The sequence below is a fragment of the Pontibacter akesuensis genome, from assembly GCF_001611675.1.
In the GTDB taxonomy this organism is placed as follows: domain Bacteria; phylum Bacteroidota; class Bacteroidia; order Cytophagales; family Hymenobacteraceae; genus Pontibacter; species Pontibacter akesuensis.
On sequence record NZ_CP014766.1, the window covers coordinates 1227520 to 1243256 of the forward strand.

13 protein-coding genes are annotated in these 15737 nt (G+C 51.0%); 5 read left to right on the plus strand and 8 right to left on the minus strand.

The features are described 5' to 3' along the window. The first annotated feature begins 249 nt into the window (after window positions 1-249). Entirely contained in the window at window positions 250-549 is a 300-nt protein-coding gene (locus tag A0W33_RS05075) for a hypothetical protein (protein ID WP_139237208.1), read from the plus strand. Between the two features lie 290 nt (window positions 550-839). On the opposite strand, the gene A0W33_RS05080 is transcribed toward A0W33_RS05075, so the two are convergent. From A0W33_RS05080 to A0W33_RS05110, 7 genes are all read right to left on the minus strand, one after another. Continuing rightward, window positions 840-5792: a DNA repair ATPase gene (locus A0W33_RS05080; protein ID WP_068837158.1), complete on the minus strand. Its 4953-nt coding sequence runs from the start codon at window positions 5790-5792 to the stop codon at window positions 840-842. A 100-nt stretch (window positions 5793-5892) separates the two neighbouring features. Beyond that, on the minus strand, window positions 5893-6276 hold the full coding sequence (locus A0W33_RS05085; RefSeq protein WP_068837159.1) for an endonuclease domain-containing protein: 384 nt from the start codon (window positions 6274-6276) through the stop codon (window positions 5893-5895). Between the two features lie 127 nt (window positions 6277-6403). Further along, window positions 6404-8542 carry a flotillin family protein gene (locus tag A0W33_RS05090; RefSeq protein WP_068837160.1) on the minus strand — a complete coding sequence of 713 codons (2139 nt, stop codon included), beginning with the start codon at window positions 8540-8542 and terminating at the stop codon, window positions 6404-6406. 1 nt (window position 8543) lies between these two features. Continuing rightward, window positions 8544-9188 (minus strand): OB-fold-containig protein, encoded by a 645-nt coding sequence (locus tag A0W33_RS05095; RefSeq protein WP_068837161.1) that lies wholly within the window; start codon window positions 9186-9188, stop codon window positions 8544-8546. 35 nt (window positions 9189-9223) lie between these two features. Continuing rightward, a complete protein-coding gene (locus tag A0W33_RS05100; RefSeq protein WP_068837162.1) occupies window positions 9224-9442 on the minus strand; it encodes a PLDc N-terminal domain-containing protein in 219 nt (72 codons plus the stop codon). Between the two features lie 41 nt (window positions 9443-9483). Next, window positions 9484-10212 (minus strand): PspA/IM30 family protein, encoded by a 729-nt coding sequence (locus A0W33_RS05105; RefSeq protein ID WP_068837163.1) that lies wholly within the window; start codon window positions 10210-10212, stop codon window positions 9484-9486. Beyond that, window positions 10199-10627 carry a YbjN domain-containing protein gene (locus A0W33_RS05110; protein WP_068837164.1) on the minus strand — a complete coding sequence of 143 codons (429 nt, stop codon included), beginning with the start codon at window positions 10625-10627 and terminating at the stop codon, window positions 10199-10201. The genes A0W33_RS05105 and A0W33_RS05110 overlap by 14 nt, the downstream gene beginning before the upstream one ends. Window positions 10628-11019: 392 nt before the next feature. On the opposite strand from A0W33_RS05110, the gene A0W33_RS05115 reads away from it, so the two are divergent. Both A0W33_RS05115 and A0W33_RS05120 read left to right on the plus strand, forming a co-directional pair. After that, window positions 11020-11811: a helix-turn-helix domain-containing protein gene (locus tag A0W33_RS05115; protein ID WP_068837165.1), complete on the plus strand. Its 792-nt coding sequence runs from the start codon at window positions 11020-11022 to the stop codon at window positions 11809-11811. Between the two features lie 25 nt (window positions 11812-11836). Then, window positions 11837-12292, plus strand: coding sequence for a phospholipase D-like domain-containing protein (locus A0W33_RS05120; protein ID WP_068837166.1), 456 nt, complete (start codon window positions 11837-11839; stop codon window positions 12290-12292). 42 nt (window positions 12293-12334) lie between these two features. Here the strand turns inward: A0W33_RS05120 and mug are convergent, their stop codons facing one another. Further along, window positions 12335-12880 carry a G/U mismatch-specific DNA glycosylase gene (mug, locus tag A0W33_RS05125; protein WP_068837167.1) on the minus strand — a complete coding sequence of 182 codons (546 nt, stop codon included), beginning with the start codon at window positions 12878-12880 and terminating at the stop codon, window positions 12335-12337. A gap of 341 nt (window positions 12881-13221) precedes the next feature. Here mug and A0W33_RS05130 point away from each other — a divergent pair, with 341 nt between their 5' ends. Continuing rightward, window positions 13222-14382, plus strand: coding sequence for a hypothetical protein (locus A0W33_RS05130; RefSeq protein ID WP_139237209.1), 1161 nt, complete (start codon window positions 13222-13224; stop codon window positions 14380-14382). A 279-nt stretch (window positions 14383-14661) separates the two neighbouring features. Continuing rightward, entirely contained in the window at window positions 14662-15720 is a 1059-nt protein-coding gene (locus tag A0W33_RS05135; RefSeq protein WP_068837169.1) for an AI-2E family transporter, read from the plus strand. The last annotated feature ends 17 nt before the right edge of the window (window positions 15721-15737 follow it).

Below are 15737 nucleotides of genomic sequence, written 5' to 3' on the forward strand. Positions count from 1 at the left end.
CCTATACTTACAGCTTGCCTGGTGGCAGCTCAGTCTTGCAAAAGATAGCCCGAACATGTTAATCTCCTATAAATCAATCAATCCTTTTGCGAGTTTTTCCACAACAGGGCACTAGTAGCCGTAGCAGCACTATTGGAATAATTATAAGACTAATGCTTACAAGCATGTAACACCGCAGAATAAACTTCGTTTATCTATATAGATATAGGATATACTTAATATCCTCGGCACCGACTTACCCCTTACTATATGGAACTTCTAAACTTAAACAATTCTCATTTCATCATGGCTTTCCCGGACCAGGAGGCAATGACACGCATGGCCCAAAAATGCAAAAGCGCCAGCCTGCAGGTTGTATATGCAAACACCCGGAAAAAATTAGCACAGACTGACACTACTCCCTGGGCTGCGCAATTACAGGAGGCGCCTGCCACCAGCACCCAGAACAGCGCCACTTCCATTGCTTCGGCACTACGCCTTTTAAACAGGATGAACGGCAACAAAGAAGATTATTACGTGCTCGTGATCCGTAAAAATTACTGGGCCTAATAACACCATCCAGAATTCTATACTTACAAGTATAAGACAACACTAGCTTGAGGATTGCGCCATAGTATCCTTCGCTGTGCAACGTCATCAAGTATAAATGGCTCAGGTACAGCACCGGTGAAGTAAGTGATTTTTTACGCGCTGCCAGGCCTGAATAGCTCAAAAAGAAGCGGCACCTCATTTTGCATGGGGTGCCGCTTCTGTATCAAATGTATTGTAAAGGAAGGCTTATCTGTTTCTTTCTAACAGGTGGCAAACAAGCCCGATTAACTGATCTATACTTGCGCTCCTTATTTATCCTCCTCCTTTAATCCGCGCAGCACCTCTTGTATACCTGTCAGCCCACCGGTGATGCTTTCCATCTGGGCTAGCACCTGCCCTACCTGGTTGCCGTCGCCGAAGCTTTTGAGTTTGTTGTTGCGCACGAAAGTAGCCTTGATATCCTGCCAGCGCTGCGCCTCCACCTCCGACTGCAGCCCCAGCAGCTCCTTAAACTTGAGCATGTTGGCCTCTGCCCCCGTTGTCAGCGTCTGTGACTCCGACTCGTAGTGCGATAGGATAAGCGTCTGCAGCTCCTGGTCGTTCATGATCGGCATTACCTTTTCGGCCAGCTTGTTCATGTTTCGGTAGGAGCCTTGTAGTTTAAAGGCTGGCTCGGTTCTATACTCATCTGCCTGTGCCGCCGAGCGAATGTACTCCATGTTCACTTTCAGAATAACATCCTGCAACCGCAGCAGCTTTTGAAACACCTGCACGTATTCGCTTATCTCCGCTGCCGAATGGTTAGCCTCATAGCTCAGGCCTTCGCTATTGCCGGTCTGCGCCAGTTTCAGCAAGGTGTGCACATCCTGCTGGCTGCGCCCCGCCAGCTTGGCTAGCACTGCGTTGGAGGTAAGGGAGTTTTCGATGTAGCTTAGCTTGAACACATCTTCCGTATCCCCGATAATATCACCCAGGTTGTAAATGTCAGCGCGGTTGGCGAGCATGTCCGGAATGCGAAATTTCTCACCGGTTTCGGTGTAGGGATTTCCGGCCATCACCACGCATACCTTCTTGCCCCGGAAATCATAGGTTCTGCTCTTGCCTTTGTACACACCTTCTATCTTGCGCTGCGCATCGCAAAGGGAGATGAACTTCTGCAGGAACTCGGGGTTGCAGTGCTGGATATCGTCCAGGTAAATCATCACGTTGTCCCCCATTTCAAACGCCAGGTTCAGCTTGTTCAGTTCTTCGCGGGCAGCTGCGTTGGGCGCCTCTGCCGGGTCTATGGCTGTCACCTGGTGCCCGATAGCAGGGCCGTTAATCTTCATAAAAATGATGCCGAGGCGGTTGGCGATGTACTCCATCAGGGTTGTTTTACCGTAGCCCGGAGGCGACAGCAGCAATAGCATGCCCATCAGGTCGGTGCGTTTTGCCTCTCCGGCGGTACCCATCTGCTTGGCCAGGTTTGCCCCGATCAGCGGCAGGTATACCTGATCTATCAGCTTGTTCCGCACAAACGACGACAGCACGCGTGGCTTGAACTCCTGCAGGCGCAGCTGCTCCTCAAACGTTGCCGTCAGTTGCTTTTTTAAAGCGGTGAACTGGGTAAACTGTGTGGCCGTGGTAGCAGTATAGTTGCGCAGCTTGCCTAGGAAAGTATGATACTGCAACTGGTACTGCTGCTCCTGCACCACGTGATGCACCCCATGCAACTGCGCCAGCGTTTCCTGCAGCACCGTATTGATGACATGCTGCCCGTTATATCCATTGCGCAGAAGCAAAACGGCCGCTTCCGAAGTATAAGTTAGCTTGTCCTGCTGGTTGGCCTGCAGCGCGTACGCTTTTAGCCAATGCTGTATCAGCTCAAATTGCTCTACCGGATTATGCTCCAGCGCCTTCACCGACGCCTCGAAGGCAGTCAGGGCCTTCTTATCTGTAAGGTAGTGCTTAAAACCGTCATACAAAGTGGCGGCAAATTTGTCTATCACAAAATGGTCGCCGCGCGTAAGCTCATAAAACAGGTATTCTCCGGCTTCTGCTGCGAGGGCCGTTGCAAACAATGCTGTCTCCTGCTGAAAAGCGCTTATTTCCTGCTGCAACTCCTCTACTACATTGTCAAATTGGTGCGTGTCCGGGAAAACCTGCAAGATTGCGCCAATGCCCTTGAGCTGATGGTGCAGCGTTGCCTTGCGTTTTTCAGAAGCAAACACGTCCCAATACAGCTGCGCACAGGCACGCGCCTCAGAAGTATACCGCAGCAGATCCGCTGTTTTTGTTAGCCGAACCATAGCCCCAAGTATAAGCGCGGCATCGTGGTCGTGCACGCCTTTGGTATAGCCCTCGTTGAAACGCGCCGCCATAAACCGGGCTACATACTCCCGAAGCTCCGCTTCGGTCAGTTTATACAGCTCGTCCACGGTCAGGTACTTGAAGCCTTCGCCAGCCATACTTGTTAAGCTTTTATCCTGTGCCGTTTGCAGCACCTGAAAAGCTAAATATTCAGCACGGTATACGTTGTTGTTCTCGGATACCAGCGTTTGCTCCCATACTTGCCTGTAGCTTAGGAATGCGTCATCCACTATCTTTTCAAAAAAGTTGGTCCCGGTTAAGTGGAAGAACATCGCGCCATCACGGTGCACCACGCTTAGCTCAAAGGGCTGCGTGTTTACGGTAAAGTGGTGCGTGCCGAACTTCAACACGTTCTCTCCCGCCACGAACAGCTCCTGCTTGTCCTTCAGCTGACGTATGGCATCCTCCTTCACCGTTTTCAGGCGGCTCTGGATGGTGTCCGCTTTCACGGTGTCGCCTATATTTAGCAGCTCCTCCACCGTGTTCCGCACCTTCTCAATCATCAGATCGGAGGCGAAGTAGCCGTTGATCTCAGCTATACTTCCGAGCTTGCTGATACGGCTCTGCACTGCTTTCAGGATGCGGTCCGCCGCCTGCTGCAGGTTCGTGGCACGTTTGTTTTGCGCCTCCTGCAGGGCCACCTTCTTCGACTCAAACGCGCTGTAAATCTCCTCGCGCTTTACCGCCAGTTGCTCTATAAACTCATCAAAGTCCGGAAACTTCCCCTCCAGCTCCTCCAGTTGCACCATCAGCTTGGCCAGGTAATCCTCGCACTTCTGAGGCGTATCGCATACATCCAGGTAACTGATCACGCTTTGGCTGATCAGCTTTAGCTGCGAACTGAACTCCGCCTTCCCCTCCCGGCTCAGTAGCTCTTTGCGCTTGCGTTTGAGGGTAGCCTTGGTTTGGTTGAAGGTGCTGTAAATACCGGAGATGGTATCAATGATGCTGGTTGTCTGGGTGGCATCCTCTATTTTGAGGTTGCTCACAATGTCGATCAGCATTTCCAGCTCGGTTGCCACACCCGTAATTTCTTTATCGATGGCATCAGCCTCCACCACCTTTGTTACGGTGTCGATGGCAGCATTCAGGTGCTGCACCCGCTGCTCGTAGGGCTGCAACGCATCCGGCTTCAGCAGGAAGGTAACGGTGGCATTGGCCATGTTCTGGGCAAAGTCCAGTAATTGCGCCTCGTATGCCTCGATCTTCATCAGATCGGCATACCGCAGGTCGCGCAACGATACCACCTCTCCGCGCAGCGTTCGCAGCTCCGCCAGATATTTCACATAATCGTTAATGTGTTCTGCCTTCTGAAGCTTGAGTGTATTGATCAGTGCTTCTGCCTGCCCCAGTACCCCCTCCACCTGCTCTTTAGTACTTTTGCGGATGCTCAGCACTTTCTCATACTCATCAACTGCCGCAGTGGCCGTCTGCCGGATACCTCCCAGCGGTGCCGCCAAGTTAAAAGTTTCCTTGCGGCTCAGCCAATGGTAAGAATCCAGCACATTGGTGGTGAGCTTGATCAGGTCCAGGTATAAATTGGTGTAAGAATCCTCCTTCTGCAGCAGCGACAGCAACTCGGTGCACTCGGCCATGGCGCGCACAATTTCCTTATTCCCGATCTTGTACAAGTATGATTCCTGCGTAACCGGGATGCTGTAGTTCGGCCCAATGTAGGGCGTCTGCCAAATCTGCACCGCATGGTGCTTCTGCGGCTCCTCATCTGCCTTAAAGTAGTTCAGCTCGCCGTTCTCGAAAATGGCATAGCCGTGGCAGATGATCGGCGTTTCGATTTTCTGGTTGATCAGGTTGTAAGAGAGCAGCAGGTACGTACCCTGCTCCTTGTTGTAGAACACGTATAGAAAATCCTCCCCGTTCGGCGACACAATGCGCTTCTCGAACAGCATGTCCCGCAGGTTGTTGTCGAACTCCTTGTACTCCCCCGTCTGCAGGTAGTAGCCATAAGGGTAAATGATGCCCTGGTTGTCGGGCAGCAGCACGCAGCTCTGCTCCAGCGCATCAATCCGACGTGCCTCTTTCAGCTTATAGTTGAAAACGAAATAGCGGTAGTTGTTTTCGCGGTAAGGTCGGATCTTTAGAAGTATGATATTGCCGATGATGGCATAGTAGATCTCCGAATCGTCCAGCGACTGGTCTTTGTCCTCCACTTCTTCGGAGTAAATGCCGTGGCCGGAATCGGTGTTGTCTTCTACTTTGATAGTTAAATCACCGCCAAGCGTTTCCACGAAAACCTTGTCTTCGATCGACACATGCGGGTATTTCCCTTTGCGCTGCGACTCCCGCACCGTGCGCTTCCAGGTAAAGTCGTGCTGGTTGGGAAACACGTACTCGTGGTCGCTGCGGTTATCGAGGTACACCAGTTCGTTCCCCTGAACCAGCCACTTGAACGTCTTGATATCGCTGGCGCTTTTGCCCACCCGGAACACCATAAACAGGTGCGTACCAATTAGCGCGAACTTCACGAACTGGGTGTTCTTGTAATACTTGTATAGCTTCTGGAAATCCTCTTTAAAGGTCTGGTCTCCTATCAGCTCCAGCGACTGCTCTTTGAAGGTGTGGCCTGCATACGTATAAACGCCAAACACATCGCTCAGCTCCACCTCCGACTTCAGGCCAATGTGCACGTTGTAGCCAAAGAGCATGTTAAAGCCAACAGGCACCATGTCCCAGGCCACGCAGTTATTTTCGGTGGTGATGCGGTCGGTGGCCAGCAGTTTTGTCTCGATGGCACCAAATACTTTTTTGCGCTCCTGGTTCAGCTGATCCAGTTGGGTGCGCAACTCGCTGCCGCTTTTCTGCAGGCGGTTCCGGAGTATCTCATAGGTACCTCCCTCCAACTGCACGATTTCTTCGGCAACCGGCTGTGTGGGGACTGTGGTATTATCTTCCATTGTTTGGAGGAATGGATATTGTTAAAGTTTGTTTTGTCATGGAAATAGAATTGTCCCCTTGAGGGGATCACAGGGGCGTTTACATCAGTGAATCTTACATCTATAATTCATGTTCCTGTCTCTCCAGTATCCTGTACTCTATTGTGCGCAGAACATTTTGTATGTCTTTCTTCACTTCTAAATCATCAAAGCGCAGAAAGCTTAGCCCGTACTGCTCCAGTTCAAATTGGCGTTTGTCATCATAGCTTACTTTGTGCTCATGGCTGTTACCATCTACCTCGATGGCTAATCTCAATTCGTGGCAATAAAAATCAACTATAAAATTCAGCATTGGCACCTGACGGTGAAATTGTACATCATGCATCTTCCCTTCCTTGATTTCCTGCCACAGTAGGACTTCTGTAAGAGTGCTGTTCTTTCTGAGTTCTCTAGCTTTCTCTTTCAGGTCCTTTCTGTATGGGATACTGCTATTCTTTGAATTCATACCTCCCAGTGTCAAAACCAACTGATGTAAACACCCCTACGGTCCCCTCAAGGGGACAATTCTTACTGTAGGAATTTATAAGGTAGAGGCACGAAACTCTGTGCCTCTACGCCTACAAACAGCTAACTTAATTCAATGAGATATAAGGCTTATCAGCGATGCCCATGGCGGTTGCGGCGCTGGTAAGCTGCTTTAGGGTGCTGAGCGTGCTTTCGTCATCAGCACTGTTCTGCATCATCTTCAGTAGCAGGGCTGATACGCTTAGATTGCGTACATCATCTGAGGTCATGCCGAACTGGTTAATGAAGCGCTGCAGGTTTGTCTTGAAGTCCACGTGGCCGTTGCTGTCTGGCTGGAAGAAGGTGTCTTTTACCGTCTCCAGCACCCGGCTGTTGCTCACCAGCCTGTCTACCGACTTGCCCTTGGAGATAGAGCCGATGATCTGGTCGAAGAACATCGTTTCGCCACCCACAATATCGATCTTCGCAGCTTTCAGGGCTTCGGATATTACCTCGGCCTGCGATGCGGCGATGTCTTTCTGGATGTTGATTTGCGCCAGCTCGATCGACTTCTCTTTGTCGAGGCGCAGCTTGAACTCCTCGTGATCCTTGCCCACGCCATCCAGTTTGCGCATAGCATCGGCTTTCGCTTCTATGCCTTTGGCATCCACCGTAAACTTCTCGCCGATTACGCGTGCCTCGGCCAGTCCGCGCTTCTCTTCCGCTGCGGCCAGATTCTCCACCACGCTGGCATCGGCCAATCCTTTTTCCTTGGCTATTTTGGCGGCTACCATGCCTACCTGCTCGTCGGCTTCGGCTTGTGCTTTGGCTTTGGCAATGATCACCATCGCCTCTGCTTCGCCTTCTTTCTGCCTTGCCTGCGCTTTCGCCTCCATCACCTGGGCCTCGGACAAGCCGATGGCAGCAGCCTGTGTGGCTTCGGCTTCAGCCATCACCTTAATAGCCTGCGCTCTGTTGTTGGCAGATGCCTGCTCGGCCTCCGCATCAATCAGCGTTTGCTTGGCACGGAATTCCGCTGCCTGGCGGCCTGCTTCGGCACTCTTTATCTCTTTCACCAGCGACTCCTCTGCCTCGCGCTCCGCATTCTTAATGGCAACCGCTTTCTGGCGATCAGCCTCGGCAATGGCCTTGGTGTCTTTGATCTTCTCTTCTTCCTCCACCACGGCTTTCTCCACGGTTACACGCTCCCGGATAATGCCCTGGATGTTCTTGCGCTCTTCTTCGATGGCTTTCTCTTTCTCAATTTGGGCGAGTGCCACGATGCGCTCGCGCTCGTTGACCTCCAGCATACGCGCCTGCTCCACACGCTCGGTTTCGATGGCGTCGGTGCGTTGCTTGCTGCGCTCTGCCACCAGGATCTGGCGGTCGCGGTTCTGCTCGGAAATCTGTACTTCCTCATCGGTGGCAATGCGTGCCTTCTCTGACTTCAGGCGCTCTTCGTGGCGCACTTTCTCCATTTCAGAAAACTCCCTCGACTTGATGTTGGCGATCTCGCGCTTCTGCTTCTCCTCGTTTTCAGCCAGCTGCTTCTCGAGCTCAAGTATGGTTTCCTGCGCTTCTACGTTTTGCTTTTTAATTGTCTTCTCCTTCTCGCGCTCAATCAGGTTCGATTGGATTTTCTGTCTTGCCGTCAGGTCGATGATCTTCTTGATGCCTTCCGCATCCAAGATGTTGTTTTCGTTCAGGTTCGAGAGCGGCGTCTGCTCCAGGTAGTCAATGGCACAGTCGTCCAGCACATACCCGTTCAGGTCGGTGCCGATCGTTTGCAGAATCTGGCGCTTGAACTCGTCGCGGGCCTGGTACAGATCTACAAACTCGAAATGCTTGCCGACTGTCTTCAGCGCCTCCGAGAATTTGGCATCAAACAGGCCTTCCAGCGCCGCATGGTCAGAGGCGCGCTTACAGCCAATCGCCTGTGCCACCTGCACCACATCCTCCGGTGTTTTGTTCACGCGCAAAAAGAAGTTCACCTTGATATCGGCGCGCAGGTTGTCTTTGCAGATCAATCCCTCGGAGCCGGTCCGGGCAATCACGATGGTTTTCAGGGTGATGTCCATCACCTCCAGTTTGTGAATTACGGGCACCACGAAAATACCGGAGAAAGATACTTTAGTATCGCCCAGGCCAGTGCGCACCAGGGCTTCGCCCTGAATGGCTTTCTGGTACATTTTGATGACGAGGGCAATCAGGCCGATCACCACTACCGCCAGAATCACGACGATAGTCAAGGATAATTGTGCAATCATGTTAAATGGTTTCGTAAGGTTCTATAAGGTAAAATTTGTTTTCAGCATTGTAGTCGATCACCAGGGCCGTCTGCCCTTTGCTGAGGCGGCTGCCCCGGGTGCTTTTGACGTTGAGTAAGAGCGGAGCGCCGGAAGTAGGAACGCTGGCCTGCCCGAGCTCCGTGGTGGAAGTAGGAAGTATAACCGTGCACACCTGCCCGATAATCGTGACGCTGGATGGGTGCTCCTTCTCGAGCACGGCATACAGGTGCACAAAAGGGGTGGTCAGAATTTTGGAGACAAACAGGCTGAGTATAAACATCGGGAGCAGCAGCAGCCAACCCAGCAGCGCCACATTGCCCAGCAGGTAATAGTTGGCAAGTATGGAAATCACCCAGAAAGGCAGCGCCACAAAGGTCAGGAACAGCATGAGCGGAATCCGGCCCAGGTTAAAGAAAGCAAGGGCATGGTTCAGCCACGACACTGCCGATACGCCGTCGGCATCTACCCCCGAATCCAACGCTAGGTCAGCCTCGATCTCCACGTTGAAGAAGTCCAGGTCCAGCAAACCGAAAATCACCGCCACCCAGTAGAGCAGCACAAACACCAGGAAGGCCGTTGGAATGATGTTGACGGATGAAAAAGCCGCTTGTAAAAGTTCTGTCATAGGTTATCGACAAAGGTTAAAGATAAACCGAGTGGCTACACGCCATGCTTCACCTTTTGGGAGCGGCCAAAAAGCAGGTAAAGAAGAGCGCCCAGCAACGGCACAAAAATGATCGCGACCACCCAAACCAGCTTGTCAGTACCGGATTTAAAATCACTCCGCAGCACATCGATCAATGCCCAAAGCCACAGGGCAAGGGGAATAAGTAAGATTAAGAATTCTACTCCACCTAAGCCTCCTAAAAACAGCAACATGATTCCTCCTTTCGTTTAAATGTATAAAGCGTAGTACACGCTTATTCCTGAGCTGGCGCCTGTGCCTGGGTCAGACCAAGCTTTGCCTTTAGTGCGGCCACATCGTCGGATGCTTTGCGCTGGTCGCTGTTTTGCAGGGCCTTCTCGATTTCCTGGTCGATGGAGCGGCTCTCGTTGGCGATCTCACCGTAAGACTCGGCCAGTGCTTCCTCCACAGCCACCTTCTCCTTCATGCGTTCCAACAGCGTTACTGTGCTCGAAGAATCGATCTGGGCCAGTTGTTTGTTGATGGTTTTGGTTGCGTTGCTCACCGTTACCCTGCTTTTCAACGTCTTCAGCTCATTTTCCCACTTGCTGATGGTGCCGCGCAGGTTCTTCACGTTTCCATCCAGCTGGGTCACTGATTTCTCGAACTTCTCCTGGTCATCCTTCGCCTGCACCGCCAGCTTCTGATTCTCTTCTTTCTTTAGCAGCGCCTCGCCTGCCAGGCGGTCTGCCTCTGTGGCCGGTAAATCGCCTTTGTGGGCGCGCTGCAGCAGTTGCACCGCTTTGTTTTCGTAGTCTTTAGACTTCTCCTGGTACTGCTCGGCATCGTTGCGGGCACGTATGGCCATGGCTTTCACCTCGGCCAGGGCGCGCAGGCTCTTCTCCAGGTCTTCCTTCATGTCCCGGATGCCCTGCTCAGTTAGCCTGATCGGGTTTTCCAGCTGGTCTACAGCGGCATGCGCCTCGGCCTGCCCTATCTTGAAAATGCGCTTAAATATGTTCATAGCTGTATTCTGTTTTATCTTTTGAAAATTGAATTAACTGGTCAGAGTACTCACTCAGCAATAGCGCCAGCGAGTTAAAGGTGGCCTCAATCTCGCAGAGGTCCAGCATCTCGATCTGCAGCGTATCCCGGAAAATCACCTTGCGGCCCGTTTCGTCGAGCACAAAAGCGCCGTGTATAATGTCTCTGTTTTTCTGCAGCAGGCTGCGGTAGATATCGGCAGAGGCCTGTTCGGGCAGTTCCAGGATATACTGCTCCATAATCAGCAGCGGCTCAGCGCAACCAATCACGAGGTTCTTTACCCCAAGGCTTTCCTTTTCCACCACGAACACGCACTCCGTGTCATCTTCGTAAGTGATCTGGAAGTCGAGTTCGAGCAGGTAGCCCTTCACTTTGTTAAAGTAGTTGTTTTCCATGTAGTAGATATAATATAGTAGACACAAGACAACAGACAGGCACATGGCACCGCCAAATGCAGGATCTTACACACCAGTTGCATAGTTTTGTCCGGCGCCGGGGCACCGGGATAAGATAAAGTGGCGATGGAGTGTCTTTTGGGGTTGAGCCTCGCAGACAACTGATATAAGGAAGTATAAAGGGTGGTTTATACTTTAGCTGGGTAATGGAACCGTAAATTAATAAACTTATAGTAGAGGGCCTATATAGGGTAAAATATTTTTAACTTGCTCCTGTTGCTCATATTTATAGAACATCACCAACTAACAACGCGTATTATTGCTCAATTCGATGATGTAATTATACTACAAAATAGAATACGCTCAAAATATTAGCAAGGTTATTTTTTATTATGTCATATATCGGGAAAAATATAAAGAAGATCCGCACGGTTAAGAACCTGAGCCAGGCTGCCTTCGCGCAGCTGTTCAACCTTGCCCGCCCGAGCGTTGGCGCCTACGAAGAAGGGCGTTCAGAGCCTAAAATTGATACTTTGGTGCAGATAGCGAAGCATTTTGGCGTCTCTGTTGATGCCTTGCTCACCAAGGAACTCACCATCAACGAGCTCTACAAATTCGACATCTTCAAGCAGAATTATAAAAAAGGGGATGTTCTCATAAAAGTAGCAGAAGCTCCTACTCCAACCGCGCCACCCGACAGCATAGCCCTTGTAAAAGCGACAGATGCCGCCAAGTATGCCCAACAGCACAGCGAGCAGGAGTACCTGGACCAACTCCCGCTGCTGCACCTGGCACCGGCAGGTAACCGCACCACCCGCGCCTTTGCGGTGGCAGCCCACGATATGGCACCAACGCTGCCACCAGCAAGTATAGCCATCGCTGCAGCCCTTGACTTAACAGAGCTCCCGGCACTGCAACAAGGGCAGGTATATGTGCTGGTTACAAAGCAGGAAGTGCTCCTCCGGCGGCTTTTGGCTGTACAGGATGAAAAACTATTAGTGAAAGCAGACCAGGCAGGTACGGCGGCTTATACTTTGCCATTCACCCAGCTCAGCGAAGTATGGGAAGTGCAGGGTGTGTACAGTCAACTGCTTTCACAGCCCCTGCCGCTGGAGGAGCGCCTGGCCCTCTTGGAAGAAACCGTGCAGCAACTGAACCTGCGGGTGCAGCAACTGGAAAAGTAAATCACCACACCATATTCATACTACCTTGGCAACACCACCCAACAGCGCCTACTTCAGCCCCGGAGACGATTGCCTCCATGCCATACTTGAAAGTATAAACACAGCAGCCCATTCGCTGAAGATCTGCGTGTTCACCATCAGCGACGACCGCATCTCCAGCGCTATTGAGCAAGCGCACCGAAGGGGCGTGAAGGTGAAGATCATTACCGATAATGAGAAACTGTATGACACAGGCTCCGATATCAAAAGTTTAGCCGCAGCCGGACTGGACATTCGGGTGGATATATCGCACAACCACATGCACCACAAGTTTGCAATACTCGATAACGGGGCCATACTTACCGGCAGCTATAACTGGACCCGAAGCGCCGCCAACTACAACCACGAAAACATCCTGATTACCCACGACCGCGAAACCATGCTGGCTTACCGCAAGCAGTTCGATTTGCTGTGGGAGGAGATGGTGCCATTTAAGGGATAGCAGTAAGCAACAATGCAGCTCATTCGTAAGCAGTAAACCTTTTTAACCTACATAGTTCTGCAGCTCCCGGTATACTTCGGCTAGGCGCCTGGGTGGGAAATGGGCGTTGAGGCCACTGGGGTTTGGCAGTACCCATACTTGCGTATTTCCGATCATCAGGTTCTGCAGGCCCACCCCGCTCCCCTTCTGTCCGAAAGCAGCTTGGTACACCGAGATGCCCAGCAAGGCCAATACCTGCGGATTATACTTGTGCACCTTCTCCACCAGTTGCTTTCCTCCCTTTCTCAGCTCCGCTATACTTAGGTCGGCGGCGGCTACGGTGGCCCGGTCTACCACATTCGTAATGCCGAACCCCAACGGCAACAACTCCTGTTGCTCTTCGGGCTTGAACAGCCTGGGAGTGAACCCAGCGGCAAACAAGGTGGGCCAGAAGCGGTTGCCGGGCCGCGCAAAATTATACGTAACTACCGCCGTGTACACGCTTGGGTTGATGCCACAGAACAGCACCTTTAGGTTCGGGGCAATCACGTCAGGCACCGTACGACCAACGGCTGCCGCTAACTCCACTTTTGTAGGCTTGTGCACCATAATAAGTATCTTTCATCTTGCTCTTTATACGTAGCCAACAGCCGCCTTGCAAGTACAGGGTGCATACCTGAAAGCACTTGCAAACAGCAGGCTTTAGAGAACCTCACCCCCTTTCCCTGCTAACGGTAGCTGCTTGCTTTACCCAATCCCAAACTGATTACAGCAGGGATGTACCTACACGCTTAAAACAACAATTTTTTACACCCTCTTTCACGGCACATTGAACATGGATTAGCAACCGCTAACCATATAATCATATTTAATATTTGTTTACAAATAATCAACTCATAAATTTTAACATTGATTTTTAAAGCAATTCCTGAAGCTTAACACTAAACATTATGAGAACACGGTTATTTAAAACATGTACGGCAGCTGCCTGTATCGCTTTATTGTATGGTTGTACCCCGGACAATGAGGAAATGGCGGATTTCGAAAAAATTAATAGAGCACAGGCAGCCATACTTGAGCCAGGATGCGAAATGGTTACGTTTGACCATGTGGTAACCGGGACAAACGGCTTTGTAACAGCCGTTATGAGCAGCCCGGGGTCAGAACAGATCATGGTGCATGCCTATCAGAGAACAGCGAGCGGCTCCTACCGCACAAACCTGAATGTTGCGAACATATTTGATTCCAGCCAGGATTGGTCGCAGCATCTACACGATATGCAGGTTGTGGATATTTTAACGCCGCACCAGGACTTTGGCGGAGGCGGCGTTGGAGCTGGCGGAGCGAGAGGTAGCGCTTATGCTAATGATAGTGACCTGGGTGACATGATGATCATTAACCGTTTTGACGAAGCGAACAAGCCTTACGACAATAACAGCGGCGGCATGATAAGCTTTGATTTCTCATCTATGGGAACAGTGACCATGAGCTCCATTACCGTGCTCGATGTTGACAGTTATGAGGGTGCGTCCAAGATAGAGCTCTTTGGCGCAAACGGAAACCTGCTAAGTGTGGTACCCGTCCAAATAAGCGAAAGCAACGGCAAGCAAATCGTAGACCTTGGCAATACTGCAGGTGTAGCAAGAATGGTTGTTCACCTTGGTCCTGACGTAACTGGCGCTTCTACTGGTTCCGGAGCCGTGGACAACATCGTGTTCTGCCGTCCGCCTCAGGAATATGGCTGTACTTACACTCAGGGCTACTGGAAAAACCACGCTACTGGCAAAAAGGCTGATGCAGCCTGGAACGGAATGCATGATGACCAATTCTACCAGAGCGGAAGCACCTACCTGCAAGTGCTGAACACAGCCCCTAAAGGAGGAAACGCTTACTACATTTTAGCACATCAGTTTATTGCGGCTAAATTGAACATGGTAAATGCTTCGTCAACGCCTGAGGTAACAGCGGCTTTTAACAGCGCAGAGGCTTATTTCTCAACTGCTACGCCTGCTAACCCTTATGGTGCTGCAAGCAGAGCAGACCTGATCAGATGGGCGGGTATACTGGCCGATTACAACGAAGGAAGAGTTGGCCCAGGCCATTGCGACTAAGCAGATTAAGAACCTATAGTTCCTTACACCATACGCCGTTGCCAGCTAGTCCTGGCAACGGCGTATGAATTTTATGCCGCTCCCACCTTGCACTCAGGTACCACCTCCAAAGAGCAAATGTGTGGCAAAAAGACAGAAGCCATAACCACAACCTTACGGCTGGTTTACTGCAGCACTCCTATTACACTTTAGAAAAGAAGAACTAAGCCACGTCAGAATCGCTGCTGTCTCTTATGGGAGGAACAACATCACTGCTTTTGCGTTTATTCGTCTTCAAGTATGAACGTAAAACAGATCAACCATACCCGTATTAACAAAAGCCTGCTGACCATTTTCCTGGTAGCCATTCTTCTGTATCTGGGCAAGTCGTTTCTTGTACCGGTGGCCATTGCCGCTTTCTTTGCTATGCTGCTGTTTCCGGTGGTATTAAGGCTGCAGCGGCGGCGCATTAAAAGACCCATAGCTGCCCTGATTTCCATTCTGCTGCTCTTAAGCGTAATCACTGCCATAGGCACCCTGGTATATTACCAGACTAAAAGCCTGGAGGCGGACCTGCCCCGGCTGGAGGAAAGAATAGAAAAAAAGACGGCCAGGCTGCAATGGCTGCTTTACGAGACCACTGACTTGACGGCATATGAGCAGGAGGAAATTCTGGAAGAGAAAAAGCCGGATATTGCCAAGGCTGTGTTTAAAAGTGTAAGAGATTTACTGGTGCAGGGATTTACCATTCTGCTGTTCATCTTCATCGTGCTCACCTATACCTTCTTCTTCCTGCTCTACCAGCAAAAGATACAGAACTTCCTGGTTAGATTACATGTGTTTGACAGCACAAAAGAATCGAAGGTGCTGCTTGCCCGTATCTCCCGCATCATCCACGACTACCTGAAGGGCACCTTTACAGTCATTTTTATTTTGGGTGTGGCCTACGCATTGGGATTTTGGGCAATAGGCATTGAGCATGCCTTACTCTTTGCAATGATTACGGCGCTGCTACGCATCATCCCCTACTTCGGATCTTTCCTGGGGATTGCCTTTCCCATTGCATTCGCTTTCCTCACCAAAGATTCTATGTGGTATCCGGTGCTGGTGCTAGCGTTTTTCATGGTTACCCAGCTACTCGAAGCCAACCTGCTAACGCCCTACATCACCGGCTCCAGGGTAAAACTCAACCCCATGGCCACGATTCTGGTCATCTTATTTGGCAACCTGCTGTGGGGCATTCCGGGTATGATCCTGTTCGTGCCTTTGTTTGCCAGCCTCAAAGTTGTTTTTGATCAGATCCCACAGTTAAGCCCTTACGCTTACATTCTTGGAAAAGAAGATGAAGGTCTTGCCTGACCTTGCTTGTAGCCTTC

Excerpts from the sequence above, each read along its gene's own strand:
- A0W33_RS05075 (WP_139237208.1), top strand. The coding sequence starts at position 250 with ATGGAACTTCTAAACTTAAACAATTCTCATTTCATCATGGCTTTCCCG.
- A0W33_RS05080 (WP_068837158.1), bottom strand. The coding sequence starts at position 5,792 with ATGGAAGATAATACCACAGTCCCCACACAGCCGGTTGCCGAAGAAATC.
- A0W33_RS05085 (WP_068837159.1), bottom strand. The coding sequence starts at position 6,276 with ATGAATTCAAAGAATAGCAGTATCCCATACAGAAAGGACCTGAAAGAG.
- A0W33_RS05090 (WP_068837160.1), bottom strand. The coding sequence starts at position 8,542 with ATGATTGCACAATTATCCTTGACTATCGTCGTGATTCTGGCGGTAGTG.
- A0W33_RS05095 (WP_068837161.1), bottom strand. The coding sequence starts at position 9,188 with ATGACAGAACTTTTACAAGCGGCTTTTTCATCCGTCAACATCATTCCA.
- A0W33_RS05100 (WP_068837162.1), bottom strand. The coding sequence starts at position 9,442 with ATGTTGCTGTTTTTAGGAGGCTTAGGTGGAGTAGAATTCTTAATCTTA.
- A0W33_RS05105 (WP_068837163.1), bottom strand. The coding sequence starts at position 10,212 with ATGAACATATTTAAGCGCATTTTCAAGATAGGGCAGGCCGAGGCGCAT.
- A0W33_RS05110 (WP_068837164.1), bottom strand. The coding sequence starts at position 10,627 with ATGGAAAACAACTACTTTAACAAAGTGAAGGGCTACCTGCTCGAACTC.
- A0W33_RS05115 (WP_068837165.1), top strand. The coding sequence starts at position 11,020 with ATGTCATATATCGGGAAAAATATAAAGAAGATCCGCACGGTTAAGAAC.
- mug (WP_068837167.1), bottom strand. The coding sequence starts at position 12,880 with ATGGTGCACAAGCCTACAAAAGTGGAGTTAGCGGCAGCCGTTGGTCGT.
- A0W33_RS05130 (WP_139237209.1), top strand. The coding sequence starts at position 13,222 with ATGAGAACACGGTTATTTAAAACATGTACGGCAGCTGCCTGTATCGCT.
- A0W33_RS05135 (WP_068837169.1), top strand. The coding sequence starts at position 14,662 with ATGAACGTAAAACAGATCAACCATACCCGTATTAACAAAAGCCTGCTG.